General features: G+C 69.3%; 27 protein-coding genes and 1 riboswitch. Of the genes, 13 read left to right on the top strand and 14 right to left on the bottom strand.

The genetic code is table 11. The features are described from left to right. Window positions 1-5: 5 nt before the first annotated feature. A complete protein-coding gene (locus tag VGO10_RS08875) occupies window positions 6-2,015 on the bottom strand; it encodes a 3-hydroxyacyl-CoA dehydrogenase/enoyl-CoA hydratase family protein (protein WP_327467329.1) in 2,010 nt (669 codons plus the stop codon). A 172-nt stretch (window positions 2,016-2,187) separates the two neighbouring features. On the opposite strand from VGO10_RS08875, the gene VGO10_RS08870 reads away from it, so the two are divergent. After that, a complete protein-coding gene (locus VGO10_RS08870; protein WP_327467327.1) occupies window positions 2,188-2,340 on the top strand; it encodes a hypothetical protein in 153 nt (50 codons plus the stop codon). A gap of 470 nt (window positions 2,341-2,810) precedes the next feature. Here the strand turns inward: VGO10_RS08870 and VGO10_RS08865 are convergent, their stop codons facing one another. The 3 genes from VGO10_RS08865 to VGO10_RS08855 form a co-directional block, all read right to left on the bottom strand. Further along, window positions 2,811-3,257, bottom strand: a complete 447-nt coding sequence (locus tag VGO10_RS08865) for an SRPBCC family protein (RefSeq protein ID WP_327467325.1) — start codon at window positions 3,255-3,257, stop codon at window positions 2,811-2,813. A gap of 10 nt (window positions 3,258-3,267) precedes the next feature. Further along, window positions 3,268-3,726, bottom strand: coding sequence for a PadR family transcriptional regulator (locus VGO10_RS08860; RefSeq protein WP_327467323.1), 459 nt, complete (start codon window positions 3,724-3,726; stop codon window positions 3,268-3,270). A gap of 78 nt (window positions 3,727-3,804) precedes the next feature. After that, a complete protein-coding gene (locus tag VGO10_RS08855) occupies window positions 3,805-4,977 on the bottom strand; it encodes an acyl-CoA dehydrogenase family protein (RefSeq protein WP_327467320.1) in 1,173 nt (390 codons plus the stop codon). Between the two features lie 162 nt (window positions 4,978-5,139). On the opposite strand from VGO10_RS08855, the gene VGO10_RS08850 reads away from it, so the two are divergent. Further along, window positions 5,140-5,571 carry a hypothetical protein gene (locus VGO10_RS08850; protein WP_327467318.1) on the top strand — a complete coding sequence of 144 codons (432 nt, stop codon included), beginning with the start codon at window positions 5,140-5,142 and terminating at the stop codon, window positions 5,569-5,571. A 51-nt stretch (window positions 5,572-5,622) separates the two neighbouring features. Beyond that, the gene (locus VGO10_RS08845) at window positions 5,623-5,946 is read left to right on the top strand and encodes a hypothetical protein (RefSeq protein ID WP_327467316.1); all 324 of its coding nucleotides are present in this window, start codon (window positions 5,623-5,625) and stop codon (window positions 5,944-5,946) included. Here VGO10_RS08845 and VGO10_RS08840 read toward each other — a convergent pair. Genes VGO10_RS08840 through VGO10_RS08830 form a run of 3 tightly spaced genes read right to left on the bottom strand, consistent with a single transcriptional unit; the run spans window position 5,943 to window position 8,720 of the window. Beyond that, window positions 5,943-6,401, bottom strand: coding sequence for a hypothetical protein (locus tag VGO10_RS08840; RefSeq protein WP_327467314.1), 459 nt, complete (start codon window positions 6,399-6,401; stop codon window positions 5,943-5,945). The two genes, VGO10_RS08845 and VGO10_RS08840, sit on opposite strands and share 4 nt — an antisense overlap. A gap of 41 nt (window positions 6,402-6,442) precedes the next feature. Further along, a complete protein-coding gene (gene cax / locus VGO10_RS08835; RefSeq protein WP_327467312.1) occupies window positions 6,443-7,579 on the bottom strand; it encodes a calcium/proton exchanger in 1,137 nt (378 codons plus the stop codon). A 10-nt stretch (window positions 7,580-7,589) separates the two neighbouring features. Beyond that, window positions 7,590-8,720: a hypothetical protein gene (locus VGO10_RS08830; RefSeq protein WP_327467310.1), complete on the bottom strand. Its 1,131-nt coding sequence runs from the start codon at window positions 8,718-8,720 to the stop codon at window positions 7,590-7,592. A 65-nt stretch (window positions 8,721-8,785) separates the two neighbouring features. Here VGO10_RS08830 and VGO10_RS08825 point away from each other — a divergent pair, with 65 nt between their 5' ends. The 5 genes from VGO10_RS08825 (at window position 8,786) to VGO10_RS08805 (ending at window position 13,233) form a co-directional block, all read left to right on the top strand. Beyond that, window positions 8,786-10,234 carry a D-glucuronyl C5-epimerase family protein gene (locus VGO10_RS08825; RefSeq protein WP_327467308.1) on the top strand — a complete coding sequence of 483 codons (1,449 nt, stop codon included), beginning with the start codon at window positions 8,786-8,788 and terminating at the stop codon, window positions 10,232-10,234. An 11-nt stretch (window positions 10,235-10,245) separates the two neighbouring features. Continuing rightward, window positions 10,246-11,445, top strand: a complete 1,200-nt coding sequence (locus VGO10_RS08820) for an ArsA family ATPase (protein WP_327467306.1) — start codon at window positions 10,246-10,248, stop codon at window positions 11,443-11,445. Next, the gene (locus tag VGO10_RS08815; protein ID WP_327467304.1) at window positions 11,438-11,794 is read left to right on the top strand and encodes a hypothetical protein; all 357 of its coding nucleotides are present in this window, start codon (window positions 11,438-11,440) and stop codon (window positions 11,792-11,794) included. The genes VGO10_RS08820 and VGO10_RS08815 overlap by 8 nt, the downstream gene beginning before the upstream one ends. 96 nt (window positions 11,795-11,890) lie before the next feature. Further along, window positions 11,891-12,583, top strand: coding sequence for a hypothetical protein (locus tag VGO10_RS08810; RefSeq protein WP_327467302.1), 693 nt, complete (start codon window positions 11,891-11,893; stop codon window positions 12,581-12,583). A 29-nt stretch (window positions 12,584-12,612) separates the two neighbouring features. Further along, window positions 12,613-13,233: a DUF4383 domain-containing protein gene (locus VGO10_RS08805; protein WP_327467300.1), complete on the top strand. Its 621-nt coding sequence runs from the start codon at window positions 12,613-12,615 to the stop codon at window positions 13,231-13,233. Here the strand turns inward: VGO10_RS08805 and VGO10_RS08800 are convergent. Continuing rightward, window positions 13,230-13,427 (bottom strand): hypothetical protein, encoded by a 198-nt coding sequence (locus VGO10_RS08800; RefSeq protein WP_327467298.1) that lies wholly within the window; start codon window positions 13,425-13,427, stop codon window positions 13,230-13,232. The genes VGO10_RS08805 and VGO10_RS08800 overlap by 4 nt on opposite strands. 37 nt (window positions 13,428-13,464) lie before the next feature. On the opposite strand from VGO10_RS08800, the gene VGO10_RS08795 reads away from it, so the two are divergent. Continuing rightward, on the top strand, window positions 13,465-14,349 hold the full coding sequence (locus VGO10_RS08795; RefSeq protein WP_327467296.1) for a MoxR family ATPase: 885 nt from the start codon (window positions 13,465-13,467) through the stop codon (window positions 14,347-14,349). After that, window positions 14,330-15,754: a VWA domain-containing protein gene (locus VGO10_RS08790; protein ID WP_327467294.1), complete on the top strand. Its 1,425-nt coding sequence runs from the start codon at window positions 14,330-14,332 to the stop codon at window positions 15,752-15,754. Before VGO10_RS08795 ends, VGO10_RS08790 begins: the two co-directional genes overlap by 20 nt. A gap of 34 nt (window positions 15,755-15,788) precedes the next feature. Here VGO10_RS08790 and VGO10_RS08785 read toward each other — a convergent pair whose 3' ends face one another. Then, window positions 15,789-16,385, bottom strand: coding sequence for a DUF4234 domain-containing protein (locus tag VGO10_RS08785; protein WP_327467292.1), 597 nt, complete (start codon window positions 16,383-16,385; stop codon window positions 15,789-15,791). A gap of 317 nt (window positions 16,386-16,702) precedes the next feature. Continuing rightward, window positions 16,703-16,793: riboswitch (TPP riboswitch) on the top strand. A 24-nt stretch (window positions 16,794-16,817) separates the two neighbouring features. Between VGO10_RS08785 and VGO10_RS08780 the strand changes: the two genes are divergently transcribed. The 3 genes from VGO10_RS08780 to VGO10_RS08770 are packed head-to-tail and all read left to right on the top strand — an operon-like array spanning window position 16,818 to window position 19,320. Beyond that, window positions 16,818-17,564, top strand: coding sequence for an ABC transporter ATP-binding protein (locus VGO10_RS08780; protein ID WP_327467290.1), 747 nt, complete (start codon window positions 16,818-16,820; stop codon window positions 17,562-17,564). Beyond that, window positions 17,564-18,307, top strand: coding sequence for an ABC transporter permease (locus VGO10_RS08775; protein WP_327467288.1), 744 nt, complete (start codon window positions 17,564-17,566; stop codon window positions 18,305-18,307). Before VGO10_RS08780 ends, VGO10_RS08775 begins: the two co-directional genes overlap by 1 nt. Further along, a complete protein-coding gene (locus VGO10_RS08770) occupies window positions 18,304-19,320 on the top strand; it encodes an ABC transporter substrate-binding protein (protein WP_327467286.1) in 1,017 nt (338 codons plus the stop codon). Before VGO10_RS08775 ends, VGO10_RS08770 begins: the two co-directional genes overlap by 4 nt. Window positions 19,321-19,377: 57 nt before the next feature. Here VGO10_RS08770 and VGO10_RS08765 read toward each other — a convergent pair whose 3' ends face one another. From VGO10_RS08765 to VGO10_RS08745, 5 genes are all read right to left on the bottom strand, one after another. Then, the gene (locus VGO10_RS08765; protein ID WP_327467284.1) at window positions 19,378-20,292 is read right to left on the bottom strand and encodes a hypothetical protein; all 915 of its coding nucleotides are present in this window, start codon (window positions 20,290-20,292) and stop codon (window positions 19,378-19,380) included. A gap of 37 nt (window positions 20,293-20,329) precedes the next feature. Continuing rightward, window positions 20,330-20,737 (bottom strand): PIN domain-containing protein, encoded by a 408-nt coding sequence (locus tag VGO10_RS08760; RefSeq protein WP_327467282.1) that lies wholly within the window; start codon window positions 20,735-20,737, stop codon window positions 20,330-20,332. Then, window positions 20,728-20,946, bottom strand: a complete 219-nt coding sequence (locus VGO10_RS08755) for an AbrB/MazE/SpoVT family DNA-binding domain-containing protein (RefSeq protein ID WP_327467280.1) — start codon at window positions 20,944-20,946, stop codon at window positions 20,728-20,730. The genes VGO10_RS08760 and VGO10_RS08755 overlap by 10 nt, the downstream gene beginning before the upstream one ends. Before the next feature lie 40 nt (window positions 20,947-20,986). Next, entirely contained in the window at window positions 20,987-21,328 is a 342-nt protein-coding gene (locus VGO10_RS08750) for a hypothetical protein (protein ID WP_327467278.1), read from the bottom strand. A 46-nt stretch (window positions 21,329-21,374) separates the two neighbouring features. Beyond that, on the bottom strand, window positions 21,375-22,002 hold a 628-nt coding region (locus VGO10_RS08745), incomplete at its 5' end, for a sterol desaturase family protein (protein WP_327467276.1).

Below are 22,002 nucleotides of genomic sequence, written 5' to 3'. Positions count from 1 at the left end.
GGCGCTTACTTGCCCTGCCAGTTGGGCTTGCGCTTGCCCAGGAAGGCGCTGATGCCCTCCTTGCCGTCAGCGCTGGCGAAGACACGCGCGAACGCGGCCTTCTCGTCCTCGATGCCCTGATCCAGGTCGCCGGCGGCGGAGACCGACTTGACCTCGGCCAGCGCCAGCGGCGCGGACTCGGCCAGCTTGCGGGCCCAGGCCAGCGCGGTGTCCAGCAGCTCGTGGTCGGGCACGGCGCGGTTGACGAGGCCGAACTCGTAGGCCTCGTCAGCCCCGACCGGATCGCCGATCAGGTTCATCTCCAACGCCTTGTTCTCGCCGACCAAGCGCGGGAGGCGCTGCGTGCCGCCGAAGCCGGGGATGATCCCCAACTTGATCTCGGGCTGGCCGAAGATCGCCGATTGGGCCGCGATCCGCACGTCGCAGGCCATCGCCAGCTCACAGCCGCCGCCGAAGGCGAGGCCGTTGACCGCGGCGATCGTCGCGACGCCCTTGGTCTCCAGCTCGCGGAAGAGCGCGTGGGCGCTGTGGATCAGCTCGGCGCCGCTGCTCTCGTCGAGCTGCGTGAAGGCCTTGATGTCGGCCCCGGCGCTGAACAGGAACGGGTTGGAGGAGGCGATGACCAGCGAGCGGACGCCGTCGGCCTGCACCTTCTCCCAGACCTTGCCGAGGTCCTGGATGACCTGCGGCGCGATCGAGTTCATCTGGCCGTTGGCCAGCCAGGCGATCGCGGTCTCGCCGCGCGACTCCAGCTTGACGACGGCGGCCTCGCCGGCGGGCTGCTCGGCGTCGGGCTGCGGGTAGGCGTAGAACCCCTGACCGCTCTTCTGGCCGAGGCGGCCCTGGGCGACCAGCCGCTTCAGGATCGTCGGCGGCGCGAAGCGCTCGCCCCACTTCTCCTCGGCGCTCTCGAGCCGCTCAAGGATCGTGTCCAGGCCCTCGATGTCGGCCTTCATGAACGGCGGCAGCAGACCGCGGCGCGGGTCGATGCCGGCGCCGGCCATCATCCCGAAGTCGATGTCGCGGTGGGTGGCGACGCCCTCCTCGAGGACCAGCGCGGCCTCGACGAAGGTCTTGAGCACCAGCTTCTCGACGAGCTCCTCGATGTTCGGGTCGGCCTCGCCCTCGAGGTTCGCGTTGCCCTCGGTGTCGTAGAAGCCGTCGCCGCCGGTCTTGGCGCCGAGCTTGCCGTCGGCGACGAGCTTCTGCATGCCCTCAGGCGCGTAGAAGCGGTCGCCGTAGGAGTCGCGCAGGTGCTCGGCGACGTGCAGCACCGTGTCGAGACCGAGCAGGTTGATGAGGAAGTACGGCCCCATCGGGACGACGTTGGCCGCCCCGACGCCCTCGTCGATCTTCTTGATCGAGAGGCCCTGCTCCTCCTGGTCGCGCCAGATCTCGGCGATGCCGGAGTTGAGGATGCGGTTGACGACGAAGCCCGGGACCTCGGCGCAGACGATCGCCTGCTTCTTGATGGCCTGCGCGAACGTGACGGCGGCCTGGGTGGTCTCCGAGGACGTGTCGTCACCCTCGATGATCTCGATCAGCGGCATGATCGACGCGGGGTAGAAGTAGTGGAACCCGACGACCTTGTCGGGGCGCAGGGTCGCGTCGCCGATCTCGGTGATCGACAGCGACGAGGTGTTGGAGGCGAGGATCGCGTGGCCGGGCGTCACGGCGTCGAGCTCCGCGAAGACCGCCTGCTTGATCTCCATGCGCTCGGGGACGGCCTCGATGACGAAGTCGACGTCGCCGAAGCCGGCGTAGTCGGTCGCGCCTTCGATGAGACCGACGATGCGGTCGACCTCGGCGGCGGCCTGCTCCTCGGTGAGCTTGCCCTTCTTGACCAGGCGGCCGATCTGGCCGGCGGTGACGTTGCGAGCCTCGGTGAGGCCGGCATCGACGAACTCCTGCTTGACGTCCTTGAGGACGACGGGGAAGCCTGCGGCGGCGATCGTCTGCGCGATCTGCCCACCCATCGTTCCGGCGCCGACGACGGCGGCCTTGAACACGAACATTGGTGTCGGAAACCCTTCTGATTGGCGGCGTTTCAGCGTGCTGCGACGCGGAAGACTAGCCAGATCGGGCTAGCGGAGCGGTTCTGCGCTGTGAGTGGGGTCACGCAACGCCTTTGCGGTGTTACAAGCGTGTCACAATGTCGCTTGACCCGATCTCCCCGGAAGGATCCCCATGACCCGTCGCATCATCGCCGCAGTCGGCCGCGCCCTCAGCGCACGCCCGGCCAACGTCGGAACCGACCACCCGCACTTCCACCAGGGTGCCCAGGGCAACCCCGCTGCGTGCTTTGCGAGCGGCTGCGAGCGGCCGCGGCTGCTCGTGTAGGGCCGGTCGTGGCCGCGCGGCGGGCGCAGCGCGGGTGAGCGCGATCGCCTTGAAGCTCAGCGCGAGCGTTAGCCGTGGCGCGCAACGTGGTCTGTCGGCACCGAGGAGAGCGAGCGGGATCGGCAGCTCGCAGCGCCAGCTCGTCGTCCGCTCGCGCGAGGGCGGGGCGATTCGGGCCGAAATGTCACTCGACGACATCGAACCCGCGATATGCGCGGGTTCGATGCCATCCGTCAACTCGATCGCACGTTGACCGTGCATATCGCGGTCAATGTGCGATCGAGCAGTGCGCAGCGCGGGTGGGTCTGTTGGACGAGAGCAGGTCGCGCCAAAGAGGCCAACCCCCGCGACGCTGGCGGACGACGAGCCGGCGCAACGAGCCGCACGCCCCGCTCGCTCTCCTCGATGCCAACAGACCACGTTGCGCAGCCCCACCGCGCTCGTACTGAACGCCATAGGCGCCCGCACGTCTAAATCTGGTCGCCAACCTCGAGCTCGCGCTTGAAGCGCGCCAGCGTGCGCCTGAGAGAGTCGCGCATCGGCCGGCGCGCGAAGCGGTCGATGATGAAGGACTGCGGGCCGTCCATCTTGAGGCGGTAGTCGAGCGACAGGACGATCCGACAGCCGCTACTCGTTGGCTGGAACGCGACGCGCTGGGTGCCGGTGATCTTCTCGTCCTCGACGGTGACGGTCTGACCGACGCGGGCCTCGTGCTCGATGACGCGCTCGTCGACGCGGCCGCGACCATCGGCCCTGGTGTCCCACAACACGCGGCCGGCGCGCGGCCAGTCGCCCTCGACCTTGGCGACGTGCGCCAGGCCGTCGACGAAGGTCGGCCAGCGGTTCGTGTCGTACCAGAGCTCCTCGGCGGCGCTGGCCAGCGCGGCGACGGTGACCTCGGCTCTGACGCGTCCCATGGCGCGTGTTCTACAGGCCCAGCGAGGACTTGATGTCCGCCAGGGCTTGGGCCACCGCGTCCAGCCGCGGCCCAACCGCCTCCGCCAGCCGTGCGCGCTCGGCCTCGCCGGCCTCCGTCAAGCGGTAAAAGCGCCGCGAGCGGCGCTCGGGATGCTCCCACTCCCCCGCGATCAGGCCGTCGGCCTCCAGCCGGCGCAGCAGCGGGTACATGGTGTTGGGGTTGACCGCGATCAGGCCGCGCGAGAGCGTCTGCACCCGCTCCATCAGCGCGTTGCCGTACGACGGCCCGTCGTCGAGGAAGTGCAGGACCAGCAGCGGCAGGACGCCGGCGCGCCGCAGCTCGCCGGCCAGCGGATCGGCCGAGCCGGCGCCGGACGAGGTCGGCCCGTCCGCCCCACCCGCAGCATCGCGCGCAGCGCCCAACGGCGCCGCTTCTGCGATCGCCTCCTGCGTGCGACGACGGGACATGCCTCCAGCTTGCCACGCAGAACGACGGCGGGCCGCCCGAAGGCGGCCCGCCGGTCCTGCAAACGCGCGGCGAAGCGACTAGGCCGTCGCGGCCGCCGGCTCCTCGATGCGGCGCGGCAGCAGCGTCTCGCGAGCGATGACGAGGCGCTGGATCTGCGACGTGCCTTCGTAGAGCTGCATGATCTTGGCGTCACGCATGAGCTTCTCGACGGGGTACTCCTTGATGAAGCCGTAGCCGCCGTAGACCTGCACGGCGTCGGTGGCGACCTCCATCGCGGAGTCCGCGGCGAAGCGCTTGGCGTGCGAGGACTCGATCGTGTTGCGCATGCCGTTGTCCAGCAGGACCGCCGACTGCCAGGTGGCCAGGCGCGAGAGGTGCACCTTGGTCGCCATGTCGGCGATCATGAACTGGATCGCCTGGTGCATCGCGATCGGCACGCCGAACTGCACGCGCTCCTTGGAGTACTCGGTGGCGAACTCCATCGCGGCGCGGGCGATGCCCGTGGCCATCGCGGCGACGCCCGGACGCGTGCGGTCCAGGGTCATCATCGCGACCTTGAAGCCCTTGTTCTCCTCGCCCAGGATGTGGTCGGCGGGGATCTCGGTGTCGTTGAACGTCACGGTCGCCGTGTTCGACGCCCGCTGGCCCATCTTGTCTTCCTTCTTGTCGATGACCACCGTCTCGTCACGGGGCACGACGAAGGCCGAGATGCCACGGTGCCCAGCGTCCGGGTCCGTCTTGGCGTAGACCGTGTACCAGTCGGCGTAGGTGCCGTTGGTGATGAAGCACTTCTGGCCGTTGATGACGTACTTGTCGCCCTTCTTGGTGGCGCGCGTGCGCATCGACGACACGTCGGAGCCGGCGCCCGGCTCGGTCAAACAGAAGGAGGCGTACTTGAGCTCCTCGCAGAGCATGCCCAGGTACTTCTTCTTGATCTCCTCGGAGCCGGCGAGGATGACCGGCGCGGCGGCCAGGCCGTTGGCGCCCAGCGACGTCGTGATGCCCGAGCAGCCCCAGGAGAGCTCCTCCTCGATCAGACAGCCGTCGAGGTAGGAGAGGCCGGGTCCACCGTACTCCTCCGGGATGTGGGTGTTCATCAGCCCGACCTCATGGGCCTTGGCAAACACCTCGGCAGGCCAGCTGCCGTCCTTGTCGTGCTCCCACGCGACGCTGCGGATGTCCTTCTCCGCAAAGTCATGGGCGAGCTCGCGAAGGTTCTTCTGCTCGTCGCTGAGCGTGAAGTCGACCACTTGAACGTCTCCTTGAAACCAAGAGGTGCGCAGGAGAGAACGGGCGTGGCCCGGCCCCTGCGTCATCGGGCGATTGACTGGTCAGTCAATGACTACCCCGGAAGCGTAGCGGAGGACCCGACTTCGTCAAGCGAACCTGGACTGTCGTCACAATGGACGCTGATGCAGGACAGGTTCGTGATCGTGCTGGTGGTGGTGCTCGTCGGGGCGGTGATCGCCGCGATCTGGGCGGCCGTCGGCACCGCCGAGGTCTACCGGCAGATCGGCCGCGGCGGCCTGTCGCTCAACGACGGGACCGATCGGCCGATCTATGAGCCCACGTCGGCGCTGGCCGCCGGCGAGCGCGAGGCCGAGATCCGCCAGATGCTCGAGGCGCGCAACGCGCGCCGCACCGCCCGAGGCCAGGCGCCCGGCGACGTCGAGGCCGAGCTGGCCGAGTTGCTCGCCGGACCGAGCGCCGCAGCAGCCGACCCGGCGCTGGTGGCTGAGGTCCGCCAGCTCGTCATCGCCCGCAACGCACGCCGCGCGCGGGCCGGCAAGGAGCCGCTGGACGTGGAGGCCGAAGTGGCACGGCAGTTGCGGGAGCTGAGCTGAGCGAGCACGCCGAGTTGCCGCCGATCCGCCGCTTCCTATAGAACCCGTTCCATGGCCATGCGGCGCTTCGAGCTCGACGATCTCGTCAACCGACCCGGGACGTACTTCAACCCCCAGACCGAGGTCCTCGTCGTCGTCGACGACTCACCGGACCTCGACAACGAGATCTTCGACCTGGAAGAGGTCGAAGGCGCCGACTGGGTCCTGATCTCCGACGAGGCGCCCGTGGATGAGCATGTCCGCGACGACCTCATCGAGCGTTTCCAGGCGCGCCATTCGGCGACGGCCACCAGCGATGGCCTCGCCGAGCCCGAGGACGATCCCGACGACTTCGACGGGTTCGAGGTCCAGGACCCCGACGAGGACGAGCTCTAGGACTTCTTCGCCGAGGTCGAGTCGCTCGACGTCGGCGTGGTGGTGGCGGTGCCGCCGGACGTCGCGTCCGTCGTCGTGGCGTCGGTCGTCTTGGTGGCGTCGGTGGTCGTCGTCGCAGCCTTCTTGCCGACCTCGACCACCTTGTGGTCGGCGCCCTTGCCACCGTAGACGTGGAACTGATGACCGTCGCGCCAGATCAGGTCGAAGGCCTGGCCGTTGCGAGCGTTGCCCGACAGGTTGACGCACATGTCGTCGCGCTTGCCGCCCTTGATCCGGGCGAACTCGTGCCCGGCGACCTTGGTCAGCTTCTCGCCGGACTTCAGGTTGGTCTTGGCCTCGGCGAACAGCGTCGCGAAGCTCTTCTTGCTGTCGGTCGTGCCGGTCGTCGTCGCCGGGGTCGACGTGGTGTCGGTCGCCGGCGTGGCTGCCGCAGCAGTGGCGCGGATCGCGTCCATTAACCGTGTGGTCGGACGGGCGGACCCGCCCTTGAGCGCCGCTACGTGCCTGCGAACAGGAACGTCAGCCCGAGCACGACGTAGACCGCCAGCAGCTGGAGCCCCTCAAACCACGTCGACTCGCCCTCGTTGGTGACGTGGTTGGCGATCATCACCGCCAAGAGCACCGCACCGACCTCGAAGCCGTTGAAGACCAGCGCCATCGGGTGCGGACCGATGAAGAACGAGCACATGACCAGCAGCGGGGCGGCGAACAGCGCGATCTGCGCGCTGGAGCCGATCGAGATGTTCACCGCGAGGTCCATCTTGTCCTTGCGCGCGACGAGGACCGCGACCCAGTGCTCGGCCGCGTTGCCGACGATCGCGACGACGATCACGCCGATGAAGAACTCGCTCAGGCCGACGCCCGAGGCGGCCTCCGAGATCGACCCGACGAGGATCTCCGACATCACCCCGACCGCCACGCCGGCGATCCCCAGCATGATGAGGGACTTCTTGATCGTCCACGGCTCCCCGCCCTCGTCGTTGGTGCCGGGCGCCGAGCCGTCGCCGTGGTCGGGGTTGAAGAGATCGCGGTGGGTCTTCAGCGAGAAGAGCAGCCCGGCGGCGTAGGTCGCCATCAGCACGATCGCCACCGCGAGCGAGAGGTGCTCGACGTCGGACGGGTAGTCGCGGATCTCGTCGCCGGGCAGCGGCAGCCCGTTGCCCTGGATCAGCTCGAAGATCGCCGGCATCACCAGCGCGACGGCCGCCAGCAGCAGCATGGCCGACTGGGAGGAGGCCGCGGTGCGGTCGAACTTCTGGCGGTCGCGGCCCAGGCCGCCGACGAACATCGACGCGCCGAGGACCAGCAGGATGTTGCCCAGCATCGAGCCGATCAACGAGGCCTTGACGACCTCGTGCAGGCCCTTGTTGAGGGCGAACAGGGCGATGATGATCTCCGGCGCGTTGCCGAAGGTCACGTTGAGCAGGCCGCCGATGCCGGGCCCGGAGCGATGCGCGAGCTCCTCGGTCGCGCGGCCCATCAGGGCGGCGGTCGGGATCACGCCGCCGGCCGAGATGAAGAAGATCGCGATCGGCGACGCGCCGATGATGTCCAGGATGATCGCCAGCGGGATCAGCGGGACCAGGAAGTAGGGCCAACCCTCGCCGCTGAACAGGAAAGAGCGCAGCTGCACCGCTGGCAGCCTACTTGCCGAGGTACTGCGCGCAGTCCTGGACCTTGGCGAGGTCCTCTCCTGCGTTGGTGATGCATTGCGCGTAGTCGGCCTGGGGCCCGGTGGCCGGTGATGTGGAGGGCGTCGTGGTCGTGTTGGTCGTGCCGGGCGTCGTGGTCGACGCCGAACCGCTGCTCAGCAGACCAAGGTCTGACAGCGCGCTACGCAGCTCGCTGATCGGCCGCACGTCGGCGGGCTTGACGATCTTCTGGGACTGGTTGAGCTGGGCGAAGGTCACCTGGAAGATCACGTGCCCGGTCTGCAGGTTGCCGGCCTGGGCACGGAGCTCGGCGGGGACGTCGACCTGCACGTTGACCGCGACCTTGCGCAGCGTGTGGTCCTTGGCGCCCGTCCACACGTCGACCTTGGCCGACGTGATGGACTTGGTGATGAGGTCGCGCTGCTGCGCGGTCAGCGACGTTGGAACCGCGGTGCCGGTCGCAGCGCCGCCGGCCGACGTCACGCCCTTGGCCTTGCCCAGCAGCGTGCTCACGTCCTCCAGCAGCTTGGCGACGTTCACGCCCGAGGCGAGGTGCACGGTCTCCGTGCCGGCGATGTCCTCGGTACCGACGTTCTTGGGGTCCTGCAGCCAGCGCAGTGGCGAGATGCCCAGTGCCGAGAAGGATGCCTGGCTGTCGCCCGCGCTCTTGGCGGAGGACGATGCCTTGGCCTTCTCGTAGCCCGTCTTGAAGGTCTTGTAGAGATCGGCGCCGAGGTCGAAGGCCTGGCCCTCGATCGTCAGGTAGCCGCCACCGCCCGCGAACACCGCGCCCACGGTGACGGGCTTCTCGCCGCCCTGGAGGTCGAGGTCGAGCGCGAAGTCCGGCAGCGTCTTGCCGCCGTTGGACTGGAAGGGCCCGCTGAGGTGCAGGCTCAGCGGCTGGGTGAGCTTGGCGAGGCCCTTGAGGTCGACGTCGAGGTTCGCGTCGACGCGCCCGCTGCGGATCGGATGGTTGGCGCCGAAGGTGTCCTTGAGCAGCGCCGTGGCGTCACCGTCGGCACCGCTGCTCTTGTCGTCGCTGGCGCCGCAGGCGACCAGACCCGTGGCCAGGACGACGAGGAGCGTGAGGACGACAAGGCGGCGGGAGAGCAGGCGGGACATGGAATCTGGGCACCGCGGCAAGGGTGATTGCGGCGCCGGAGGTGGGCGAGCGTACCATCGGTCTCGTGCGTCGGACGCCGGTTGTGCTGCTCCTCGCGGCGCTGCTGAGCGTCGGTGTCGCCGTACCCGCGTGGGCGGCGCAAGGGCCGAGCGTGGGTGCCGAGCTGCAGCGGCTGCAGAAGGCCGGCGAGCTCGACGCGGCGACCGCCGACGGCTACCGCAAGACCTACAGCTCGGCAAAGAGCACCCTCAAGAAGCTCAGCGGATTCCGGCGCGTGCAGCTCAAGGCCGTCCTGGCCAACGTCGACGCGACCGCCGGCGGCGGCCTCTTCATCCCGTCGCGTCTGCGCGCGGTCTTCCTCACGCTGCAGCGCAACCGTGCGTGGTGGTCTGCCTCTCCCCTGCCCTACGCCGGCCAGCGCGTGACCTTCGCGCCGAGCCAGATCGTCTGGCAGTTCTACCCCGGCCAAGGCTGGCAGATCCAGTGGCTGGGCACCTTCGGCAAGGCCAACGCCTTGTGGATGGTCAAGACGCGCGACGACGACCTGCGCCGGCTGCTGGACGAGGCGCTCAGCCTGGCGACCCAACGCGCCGGCGGCATCGCCTTCGAGTACCTCTTCCACTTCGACGGCGGCCGGCCGCCGTGGGTCAGCGGGCTGGCACAGGGCACGGGCTTGTCGGCGCTCGCGCGCGGCGCCGTGCGGTTGAAGGACACCAAGTACTTTGACGCCGCTCGCTCTGCGCTGGGGATCTTCAAGGTGCCGCCACCAGCCGGCGTCCTGGACAAGACCGACGCCGGCGCCCACTACCTGCAGTACTCCTACGCGCGCACGCTGCACATCGCCAACGGCTTCACGCAGGCGCTCAACGGCCTTCATGACTTCGCGACGCTGGCCAACGACGACGAGGGCCACGCGCTCTTTGCCGCCGGCGAGGCGGAGCTGCGCGTGGAGCTGCCGAGCTTCGACACGGGCGCGTGGTCGCTGTATTCGAGGCCAGGCGTTGAGTCAGATCTCGGCTACCACAAGGTCTTGCGCGACTTCCTGCGCGGGCTCTGCGACCGGCTGACCGAGGACGAGACCCGTGGCGCACCGTCGTCGGCGACCACCAGCGCACCGTCGACCGGCGGCACTCCGGCCGGAGCCGTCCCGGCCGCACCCGCGCCCGACCCCAAGCTCTACTGCGACACCGCGCAGCGCTTCACCGTCGACCTCACGACCAAGCCCGTGCTCAAGCTCTCGCCGCCGTCCGTCCTGCGCGCCAAGCGCTCGGGCACGGTGCGCTTCACGCTCTCGAAGGTCTCGACCGTCACGATCACCGCGGTCCGCCGCGGGGCGGTCGTCCTGCGCCGCACGGCACGCCTCGGCCGCGGCAACCACGAGGTTGGCCTCGCGCCCGCGCAGGCCGGCCCACTGCTGATCGCCGTCCGCGCGGTCGATCTCGCTGGCAACGCCGGCGCCGCGCAGGCGACGATCCACGTCAAGCCCGCGGCGAAGAAGCACAAGGGCGTTTAGGCTTCCGCCTCTTGGGAGCCCCGCGCACGATCCTCTACACGGGCAAGGGCGGCGTCGGCAAGACGTCGGTCGCCGCGGCCACCGCGCGCCGCTGCGCGGCTGCCGGCCTGCGCACCGTGGTGCTCAGCACCGATCCGGCGCACAGCCTCTCGGACGTGTTGGGCCAGTCGCTCGGCGCCGAGCCGACCGCGATCGGCGAGCTGCTGTGGGGCCAGGAGGTCAGCGCCCAGGAAGAGATGGAGCGCAACTGGGCCGGCGTGCAGGACTGGCTCGGCGACCTGCTGATCGCGCGAGGTGTCGACCGCATCAGCGCCGAGGAGCTGACCGTCCCGCCCGGGATGGACGAGCTGTTCAGCCTGCTGACGATCAAGCGCCACCACGAGTCCGGCGAGTACGACGCCGTGATCGTCGACTGCGCGCCGACGGGCGAGACGCTGCGCCTGCTTTCGTTTCCCGACGTCGCGCGCTGGTGGCTGGACAAGGTCTTCCCGCAGCAGGGCCGGATCCTCGACGCCGCCCGCCCCTTCGCGCGCGCCGTGCTCGACGTCTCGCTGCCGGGCGCCGAGGTCTTCGATGACGTTCAGCGCCTCGTGCGCAACCTGATTGCCATGAACGAGATCCTGCGCGATAACGAGCACGTCTCGGTGCGGCTGGTGATGACCCCTGACCGGATGGTCGTCGACGAGGCGCGGCGGACGTTCACCTATCTCAACTTGTACGGGTACCTGACCGACGCGGTCGTGGTCAACCGCGTCTTCGGCGCCGAGGTCGGCGATTACTTCGGCGCGTGGCGCGAGCGCCAGCAGGAGCAGTTGGTCTCCGTGCGCGACGCGTTTGCTCCGGTGCCCATGTTGCAGGCGCCGTACTTCGACGAGGAGGTGGTCGGTGAGGCGATGCTCGACCGCCTCGGCGACGCGCTCTTCGAGGATGGCGACGAGGCCCACGCGCTGCACCATCGCTCGGTCTCCGAACGCTTGGAGCTGCGCGCCGATGGCGCGACCCTGCGGCTCGAGCTGCCCTTCGCCGAGAAGGGCGACATCTCGCTCAAGCGCCTCGGCGCGGAGTTGATCGTGCGCGTGGATGGGCACAAGCGCACCATGCTGCTGCCGCCGGCGCTGGACGACCTCGAGCCCACGGGCGCCACGTTGAAGGACGGCGCGCTGACGATCTCCTTCGAGCCTGTGGCCACCGCGGCCGCCGCCGATGGCTGAGCCCGAGCCCCTCCGGCTCGACGAGTTGCGCGCGCGGCTACGCGAGACGCAGGCCGCCGCCGAGCGGCTCGCCGGACAAATCCCACCGCAAGGCTGGGCGTCGGCCCAGGCGCGCAACGAGACGGCCGAGGAGATCCAGGCGCTGGTCAGCATCCTCTCGGCACTGCGCGCCGTCGTGCCCGACGACCTCTGGGAGCAGGTGCGCGAGATCGTCCGCCAGCTGCTGCTGTTGCTGCGCGCGCTGCTGGACCTGGTCGTCGAGCGCCTCGGCGCCGTCGAGCACGGGGCGGGCGAGACAGATTCGCGGGGCAGGTCCAGCTCCGGCCTGCAGGACATCCCCATCACCTGATCCGATCCTGTCGCCCGCCTACAATCGGCCCGATGGGGCAGGCACCAACGACGTCGATCCTGGCCGCGCTCATCCGCGCGCGGCTGCGCTGACGCCGTGATCAAGCGTCTGCCAAGGTCCTTCAACGCGCTCGTGTCCGAGCAGCGCGTCGTCGTACTGGCCGCTGCGCTCGTGCTCGTCTCGATGCTGCTGCCGTGGTACTCCAAGACGACCAACGGCGTCACCCGCGCAGGTCTGTCGGCCACCCACGAGGCGAAGATCGCGATCTTCGTCCCGTCGTTCGTCGAGGCGTCGATCTTCCTCGTCGCCATCGCCATCCTCGTGTTGATGTTCTTCCGCGGCGAAGGCAGCGCGTTTCACCTGCCGTTCGGCGACGGCCTCGTCGTCACGGCGGGCGGGGCGTGGGTCGGCTTCCTCGTCTTCTACCGCTTCATCGACCAGCCCGCGGGCGGCAAGACCAACAACCTGGTCTACAGCTATGACCTGTCCTGGGGCATCTTCTTCGGGCTGCTGGCCGCCGCGTTCCTGATCTACGCGGGGACCCGGCTGCGGCTGGCGCGGGTGGCGGAGCCGCCGCTGCCGGGCGAGGGGCCGGAGGCGCCGACGGTCGCCGACCGACGGGCACGGCGCCAAGCCGAGCGCGAACAGCCGCCACCTCACGCCGACGAGGCCCCGACGTCCGTCGCTCCCGCCCCGGCGCCGACGGTCCGGCGTCCGGCGCGTCCTCCGCGGGCCGAGCGGCCAGAGATCGACGGCGGGACGCAGCTGAGCTTCGACGAGCAGGAGTAACGAGCGGCGAGGGCGGGAACGCCCTGGTCATGCTCCTGCGCCGACGCCGTACCTCAGAGGACATCGACCGCGACCGCGAGGTCATCGTCGAACACGGGCCGTCCCTCGCCAAGGGCCCCGCGCTCATCGCCGGATCGCTCTTGGTCGCCTTCGGGCTCGCGGCCCTCCTGAAGAACAACGACTTCCCGTCGTTCTCCTCCAGCTTCCCCGACGGAACCGTGCAGGGCACCAACTTCCTCGGCTTCGAGGTCAACGGCTGGACGGCGTTCTTCGCGATCACCGCCGGCGCGCTGCTGCTCTTCGGCGCCGCTCAACACCACCTGGCCAAGATGATGTCGTTGCTTGTCGGCCTCGCGCTGGCGGCGTGTGCCGTGATCGCCATCATCGACGGCCAGGACGTCCTCGGCCTCGCAGCCGCCAACTTCTGGACCAAGCTCGGCTTCGCCGTCGCCGGCGGCGTCCTGCTCGTCAACGCCCTGATGCCGCGCACGACACGCCGCCGTGAGGTGGCGACCGCCACCGATGACACCGTCGACGACACGCCGCGCCGCCGACGCTTCAGCCGCGACACCGAGGCCCCGACAACCGTCGGTGAGCGCCCGGCGCAGACCGGCGCCGACGCGCCGACCACGACGCACCGCGCGCCCTAGAAGTCCAGCGGCCCGCTGTCCTGGTAGGACTGATACGCGCCCAGGATCAGCAGCGCGGTGGCGATGAAGAGGACCGCGATCCCGATCCCGACGATGCGGTAGTCGCGGAAGATGTGGCCCATCACGGCCAGCACGAAGCCGAACGCCATCAGCGCGTAGACGGGTGTGGCGGGGATGGCCCCGAGCATGAGCACGGGGTGGGACCCTAGGGCCTCGTAGACTTTCGCGTCCATGCCGGTCGAGCCCAACTCCGTCACCGATGTCCACGATGGCCTGCGAGCGACGGGCTACCTGCCCCGCGAGTCCACCGCGCTGGTCAGCTACCTCGCCGCAAAGCTCGGCAAGCCGATCCTCGTCGAGGGCCCCGCGGGCGTCGGCAAGACCGAGCTCGCCAAGGCGCTGGCCAAGTACCTGGGCCGCGAGCTGGTGCGGCTGCAGTGCTACGAGGGGCTCGACGAGGCCAAGGCCTTGTACGAGTGGAACTACCGCAAGCAGTTGCTGCGCATCCAGGCCGAACGCCAAGGCACCGGCTGGGATGACGTGCAGGACGACATCTTCGGCGAGGAGTTCCTGCTCGAGCGCCCGTTGATGACCGCGATCGCCTCGCCCGAGCCGGTCGTGCTGCTGATCGACGAGATCGACAAGACCGACCAAGAGTTCGAGGCGATGCTGCTGGAGGTCCTCTCGGACTTCCAGATCTCGATCCCCGAGCTCGGCACGGTGAAGTCCAAGTCGCACCCGGTCGTGCTGTTGACCTCCAACAACACGCGGGAGCTGACCGAGGCGCTCAAGCGTCGCTGCCTCTACCTGTGGCTCGACTACCCCGAGCTCGAGCATGAGCTGGAGATCGTCCGCCTCCACACGCCCGACCTCCCCGAGGCCGTCGGCCGCAAGCTCGTGGAGGTCGTCGCGATGGTCCGCGACCTCGACCTCAAGAAGCCGCCGTCGATCGCGGAGTCCATCGACTGGGCGCGCGCCCTGCTGCTGCTCGGCGCCCAGGACATCGACACCAAGATGTTCAACGACACCATCTCGGTGATCGTCAAGCACCGCACGGACCTCGACATCGTCGCCGAGCGCGTCGGCGTGAAGCTCGGTGCCCCCGCTCCCTCATAGGAACGCCCGCCGCGCGGGCGTCCACGGCTCGGCCCAGCTCGAGCGCCCCGGCATCGCCGGCCGGCTGCTGGAGTTCGGCGAGGAGCTGCGCGGCGAGGGCGTCGCGATCGGCACCAGTGAGCTGCTCGACGCGTTCGCCGCGCTGCAGCACGTGCCGTGGACCGAGCAGGTCGACTTCCGCGAGGCGCTGGCCGCGACGCTGGCCAAGTCCCCGGACGACCGCCGGGTCTTCGAGCTCGTCTTTGACCGCTTCTTCTTCCGCGCGGCCGAGCTGGCGGCGATCGAAGAGGGCGTGCGCGAGGAGGGCGGGATCTCGCCCGACGACGCCGGCGCGATGGACATGGAGGAGCTGCGCCGCCAGGTCGCGGCCGCGGTGCGCGACGGCAACCAGGCGCTGATGCGCGACCTCGCACGGCTGGCGATTGCTGCGTTCGGCCGCCAGGGCGAGGGCTCGGGGGTCATCGGCGTCGACGTCCAGCGGATCCGGCGCTCGCTGGCGCTGCGGAGCGACCCGCAACCCGACCTGCCGCCGCAGGATCCGCGCCGCGATGGCCTGCCGCGCGACGAGATCCGCCGCTTCGAGGCGATGCTGCGCCAGGAGCTTGAGCGCGGGCAGATCGAGCGCACCGAGCAGCTCTCCCCCGCGCGGCCTTTGAATGAGCTCGACCGCGCGCTGCCGTCCGGGCCGCTGCAGGATCTGGCCGCGGTCCACCGCGTTGTCGCACAACTCAAGCGGCGCCTGAAGACCCAAGGCAACGAGCAGCGTGGCCAGAAGCGCCACGCGGCCGTCGACATGCGCAAGACGATGCGCGCGTCGCTGGAGTTCGGCGGCGTGCCGGCGGTCATCAAGGAGAAGCCGGTGCGGCCGCGGCGGCCGGAGATCTACGTGCTCTGCGATGTCTCGACCTCGGTCACGAGCGCTTCGGTCTTCTTCTTGTCGGTGCTGCACGCGCTGCACGACTCGTTTCGCAAGATGCGCTCCTTCGTCTTCATCGAGCGGATCTCCGAGGTGACCGAGATCTTCGCCAAGGAGCGCGACTTCAAGGCGGTCTCAGAGGCGATCGGCCGCGACTCCGGGGTGGCCGACATCAGCGGCTACACCGACTACGGACGCGTCTGGACCGAGTTCCGCGAGCTCGTCGAGGACGACCTGCACCCGCGCGCGACGGTGATCGTGCTCGGCGACGCGCGCACCAACGGCCGCGACCCGCGCGCCGACATCTTCGCCAAGATCGCCTCCAAGGCCGGCCGCACCTTCTGGCTGAACCCCGAGCCGAAGTTGTACTGGAACTACGGCGACTCGGTGATCTCAGCCTACGAGCAGCACTGCGACGCCTACGAGTGCTGGACGACCCAGCAGCTCGAGGACTTCGTCAAGGCGCTGACGCAGCCGATCCGGCGCTGACGACTCGGAGACTGGTCTGCGTCACCGAGCGCCGCTACGCCGCGGCGCGGATCGTGCCCATGAGCTGCTCTTCGAAGCGATCGTGCTCACCGAAGTGCGTGTTGCCGTCCTTGATCCGAACGTAGGCCCAGTAGAACTCGAACAGGCCGAGGGTGATGACGGTCAAGAAGAGGTAAAGCGGGTAGCTGCGGTCGGGAACGACCTCATCGACCACGATGGGATGTTTGCCGATTCCAAGCTTGTTGAGCAGCGTGGAGGCCTTCTCGATGTACTCGGCTTCTGCGCGCTGATGCTGCTGGAGGTCGGCGTTCAGGAACCACAGGACGAAGAGGAAGCCAAGGCCCAAGGTGATGATGCTGATGACGATCCAGAGGCCGGGACTGCGCTCTTTGCCGCGCTGAAGTCGCTGGTAGTCCTCGTTGAGAACGCGGACCTCGTCGATCCCGCGGGCCTGCTGTTGTGACTGACCGATGTCGGCTGCACGCTCCTCGATGAGCTTCAAGAGATCGTCGTTGAACCTGCCCATGCGCCGGAAGTGCTCCTGCTGACGCTGGATCATCTTGAAGTGCGCGTAGATCGTGTAGATGCCGAAGGTGAAGAACCCGACGACCAGATACATCGCGTAGGACATGTGAACGTCCGTGTCACGCCTGCGACGCGACTCGCGGTCCAGCAGCGGAAACGTCTCGAGTGGGGTCGAGCGATGTGGACTGGCCGGAGGCTGGGTCACGGCCGGTGTCAACGGTGACGGCGCCTCAGGGGTTTCGAACTCAGGAACCATACGATTTCTCTCTTTCCAAAGTGATCACACGGCCGTTCTACCAGTCCGTATGGCGCGAGTGCAAGGTGCTCAGCGATCATTGTCAGCTTTTCGCTCAGGAACCGTTCGGCCATCCGGGTCTTGGAACCCCCGACATTTGGCTCTGGTACGGTCACTCCGCAGAGACACAGGGGGGCTCGCGGAAGCGGGCTGAGATAGCGCCTTCGGACCCCGGCGCTGACCCTTCGAACCTGGTCGGGGTAATGCCCGCGGAGGGAGCAGATGGCGACGAGGGTCGGGGCTGTGGTGCAGACGCCTCGCGATGTCGAAGGTGATGTGCTGCTGGAGGGTGTGACCCGCCGGTTCGGTGCGGTCGTTGCGCTGCAGGACGTCACGCTGCGCGTCGCGCCCCGAGAGGTCGTCGCCGTGGTCGGGCCGAGCGGCTGCGGGAAGTCCACGCTGTTGGAGCTGGTGTGCGGGCTGCAGCGCGTGGATGCCGGCACGCTGACCGCGGGGCGCGCCGTCTTGATGCCCCAGCGCGATCTCCTGCTCCCGTGGCTGGACGCGCGCGACAACGCCGCGCTGCCGCTGCGGCTCGCCGGCACCGGGAAGGATGCCGCCCGCGCAGAGGCCCACACGCTGCTCGCCGAGCTCGGCCTCGACGGCTTCGAGCGCTCGCGCACGTGGGAGCTGTCGGGCGGGATGCGCCAGCGCGTCGCCGTCGCGCGCACGCTGCTCTCCGGCGCGCCGATCCTCTGCCTCGACGAGCCGTTCGGCGCGCTGGACGCGATCACGCGGGCCGATGCGCAGGCATGGCTGGCGTCCATCCTGGACCGCACGCCGCGGACCGTCCTGCTCGTCACCCACGACGTCGAGGAGGCGGCGGTCCTCGCCGACCGCGTCATCGTGCTCTCGCCGCGACCGGGGCACGTCGTCGCCGACCTCCAGGTCGGCGTTCCGCGCGGCCCGGCCGGCCGGTCGCCCACCGACCCGCAGATCGTCGCCGTCCGCGCGCGGGCGCTCGAGGCACTCCGGGGAGCGATGGCCTGATGGCCGCCGCGTTGGTCATCATCTTGCTGCTCGGCGGCTGGGAGGCCTATGCGCGGCTGGGCTCGATCGACGACTTCATCTTGCCTGCCCCCGACCAGGTCGCCGCCTCGCTCGTCGACGACCGCGGGCTGTTGTGGGACAACCTGCTCGTCACCGCGCAGGAGGTCGTGCTCGGTCTCGCGCTCGCGCTCGCGCTCGGCCTGCTGCTCGCCCTCGCGCTCCACCACTTCGCGCCGCTGCGCCGCGCCATCTACCCGCTGCTGGTCGGCACGCAGGCGATCCCGATCGTGACGATCGCGCCGCTGCTGGCGGCATGGTTCGGCTACGGGTTGTTGCCCAAGCTCGTGATCGTCGCGCTGGTCTGCTTCTTCCCCATCGTCGTCACGACGCTCGACGGCCTCGCCGCCGTCGACCCCGAGCAGCACAAACTGCTGCGCACCCTGGGTGCAAGCCGCGCGCAGACGTTCCGCTGGGTCGAGGCGCCGGCCGCCCTACCCGCGGCGCTCAGCGGCGCCAAGATCGCCGTCGCCGTCGGCGGCATCGCTGCCGTCTTCGCCGAATACGCCGGCTCCGAAAATGGCCTCGGCCACCTGCTGCTGCAGTCGATCCCCCAGCTGGAGACCGCGCGCGCCTGGGCGACGGTCGTCGTCCTCGCCGCGCTAGCCGTCGCCTGCTTCTCCCTCCTCGCCCTCGCCGAGCGCCAGCTGACGCCGTGGGCCCACCGAAAGGATCCCGACGCATGAACCGCCGCGCCGCCGCCTCTGTCCTCGCCGTCCTGACGATCGCCCTCGCGCTGTCGGCCTGCGGCTCCAAGAAGGACGTCACGACGACCCAGGGCGGCCTCCAGCGCGTCACCGTGGTGCTCGACTACCTGCCCAACGCCGACCACGCGCCGATCTACGCCGCGCAGGCGACCGGCGCGTTCAAGGCAGCGGGGCTCGACGTCCGGCTCCAGACGCCCTCGGACCCCGCCGCGCCGCTCAAGCTCGTCGCCGCCGGCCAAGCCGACATCGCGATCTCCTACGAGCCCGAGCTGCTGCTGGCCCGCGACAAGGGCGCGCACCTGGCCGCGATCGGGGCCCTTGTGCAGAAGCCGCTGACGTCGATCATCTCGCTCGGCGGCAAGGTCAAGACGCCCAAGGAGCTGAAGGGCACGAAGGTCGGGACGGCGGGCATCCCGTACCAATCGGCGTATCTCAAGACCATTGCGAAGGAAGCCTCCGTGGATCCGTCGTCGATCCACGAGATCAACGTGGGCTTCAACCTCGTCGGCAGCATGTTGTCCAAGAAGGTCGACGCGACGCTCGGCGCCTTCTGGAACGTCGAGGGCGTCCAGTTGCAGCGCGAGCACAAGCAGCCGACGATCATCCGCATGGAGCAGGCCGGCGTGCCGACCTACCAAGAGCTCGTCTTCGTCGCCGACACCGACCGGCTGCAAGAGAAGGGCGTCGGCGACGTGATGCGCCGCTTCCTGCAGGCGGTCTCGCGCGGCGCCAAGGCGGTCAAGGCCGATCCGAACGTCGGCGCCGACGCGCTCGTCAAGGCCGACCCGGATCTCGACCGCTCGTTCACGCTCGCCTCGGTCAAGGCGACGCTGCCGGTCTTCTTCCCCGACAACGCCAGCTTCCCCTGGGGCTACCAGAACGCCGACGAGTGGAAGGCCTACGGCCAGTGGATGTTGTCCAACAAGCTCGTCAAGTCACTTCCGACGCCGACCTCGCTGACCAACGAGTTCCTCCCGGGCCGCGGCATCTGACGAAAACGCTGGTCGAGTTGACCGGCAATGCACCGGTCAACTCGACCAGCAGCGCGCCTATGCCGCGGCGGCGAAGCGCAGCGAGGCGGCGCCGCCTGTGGCGCGTACGCCGAGCGCGTGGAGACCGGCGAGGCCGGTCCAGCCCTCGTAGGGCTCAAAGTAGGCGAGGACCTCTTCTTCGGTGGCGCGCGCGCTCGGTCGCCCGCCGGCCTGCGCGCGGCCCACAAGCTTCATGTAGGCCAAGTCGCCAGCGGGCAGGACGTCGTGGCGGCCCTGGCCGTGCAGGGCGAGCACGGCGATCGTCCAGGACCCCACGCCTCGGATCTTGCGCAGCCGCGCCCAGGCGCGCTCGTGGTCGGACGCGTGGAGATCGACGCGCCCCGTCGCGACCTCCCGCGCGACCCTCACCAGCGCCAGCGCGCGAGCGGCCGACAGATCGAAGGACTGCAACAACGCCGGCGCCGTCGCGGCCAGCGTCGCCGCGCTGGGCAGATCGCGCAGGACCGTCTCGCCGTCCCATCCGACCGCGCGCCGACCCAGCCGCCCCACGATCCGCCGCTCGATCTCCGCGGCCCGCTCGTACTCGATCAGCTGCTCGCAGATCGCCCATGCCAGCGCCTCGAACGGCTCCGGCCGTCGCGCGCCCCGCAGGTGGGGCCGCATCCGCACCGAAGGGCCGATCAGCGGATCGTCCCGAAAGCGCTCGTAGAACGGCGCCAGCGACTCGTCGACGCCGAACGCGCGCCGCAGCCGCGCAATCGCCTCCTCGCACACATCCGCCCGCGCACCCCGCGCGCCGATGACGACGCGATCGGCCGACGGCTGCGCGGCCCGCAGCACCACCGGCTCGTCGTCGACATGGAGCAACCGCTCCAGCACCCCACCCCGCCGCCGCGCAACACCATCCATCCCACCAGCACCGGGCAGGCGAAACGGCCACACCGGCCGGATCTCACGACGCACTTCGATCATCGGGCGCGAGAGGCTACGCCCCACGGCAGACGCGCGCCTATTCCGGCGCGCGCAGCGCCGCGTACGCCTTGAGGACCTTCTTGTCGAAGCTCGCAAGCGAGACCTCCGTCGAGCCACGGTGCTCCGCCTGCACAGCAGTGGCCAGCGCAAAGGCGTCGGGCAACTTGAGACCGGTCCGTGCTCGCACGCTCGCAGCCTGCTCGGCCAGTTCGCCGTCGACCGGGACCGTCTCGATCGTGAAATGCACGAGCATCTGCTTCACGTGCTCCTCGCGGCCGACACGCAGCGGACCGATCAGGATCTCCGCGTAATTGACAGCGCACAAGAGCCGGCGGGTACCCGGCACCAGCGAGGCGCGCACCTGCTCGACGGCCTGCTCATGATGGGCGTCATCGACCTTGAGAAAGCCGATGAGGACGTCGCTGTCGAAGACAACTACGCCCACCCGCCACGGACCTCCTCCAAATACCCGTCCGGATATACCGTCTTGTCGAAGCTGCCCGCGTACACGTCGATCAGCTCATCGCTCTTGACCAACTCGAGACGACCGGGACCGACGCTCATGATCCGAACATCGTCGCCCGGCTCTAGGCCAGCCGCCCGCATGACGTCGGCGGGGATCGTCACCTGGTTCTTACGAGAGACCGCACTCATGCCCTTTACCGTACCAGCGGACGGTAAAGGGTGCGAGTCGTCAGTTGCGGTTGAGCAGGTGGATGTCCACCAAGAACGACCGCGACGCGCGGACGTCGCCAAGCGCCTTGCGGTCCTTGCGCCGACCTCGGACCTGCTTCTTGGCGCGGCGGTGGCGGACGACGGCGACCGTTGCGGCGCCGGCGGCGAAGCCGGTGACGGCGACTGCTGCGGCTTGGACGGCCACCGGGCCGGCGACGGTCAGGCCGCGGCCGCCGCGCAGGCCCACCGGTGCGGGTGCGGGGACCTCGCGTGGCGGGGCCCCTTCGGGCACGGGCAGCGCGTCCACGACCTCCGCGTCGTCGGCGTCGGCGCCGAGATCCTGCTCGAAGGGATCCGTCACAGCGCCCTAGGATGCCGCATCGGCCCGACGGGCGCGATGCCAATCCTCAAGTGGCACCCGAAGCGGTGTCGCGCTGTCCGCCGGTCTGCTGGCGGGCAGGTGCGGAGGGGGCTGCGCCGAGCGACCGGTTGCCGGTCGCGTGGGTGGCAGTGCCGAAGACCCGATCCCAGTACGGCGCGCTGATCCCGAAGCCGCGCTCGTCGTCCTGGAAGTGGTGGCGCATGTGCAGCTCGCGCAGCTTGTTCCCGAGCGCCGTGCGCGGCGTGTGGTGGTGCACGTGGTAGTGGAGCATGTCATAGGCCAAGTAGCCCACGAGGAAGCCGCCGCCGAAGACCAGCGCCGCGTCGTAGCCCAACAGCAGCCAGAACGCGCCGAGCACCAGCGCACCCAGCGGCACGCTCACCGACGGTGGCATGACCAAACGCAGCGGGTCGTTCGGGTGGTCGTGGTGGACGCCGTGGATCATCCAGTGCAGCCGCATGCCCAGCGGGCTCGAGTACGGCTCGAAGTGGAAGACCACGCGGTGCAGCCAGTACTCGAACAGCGTCCAGAAGACATAGCCGGCGACCAGCAGCAGGACGCCCGCCAACGCGCTCATCCGGCCCAAGCCGGTCACGAGCAGCACCGCGATGACCGGACCGAAGATCAGTGGCGGCACCGACGGGTGGACCCGC

Origin of the sequence: Baekduia sp., assembly GCF_035996765.1 — a bacterium.
Taxonomy (GTDB): domain Bacteria; phylum Actinomycetota; class Thermoleophilia; order Solirubrobacterales; family Solirubrobacteraceae; genus Baekduia.
Note: the sequence above shows the minus strand (reverse complement) of the source record. Positions and strands in the feature narration are given on the sequence as shown.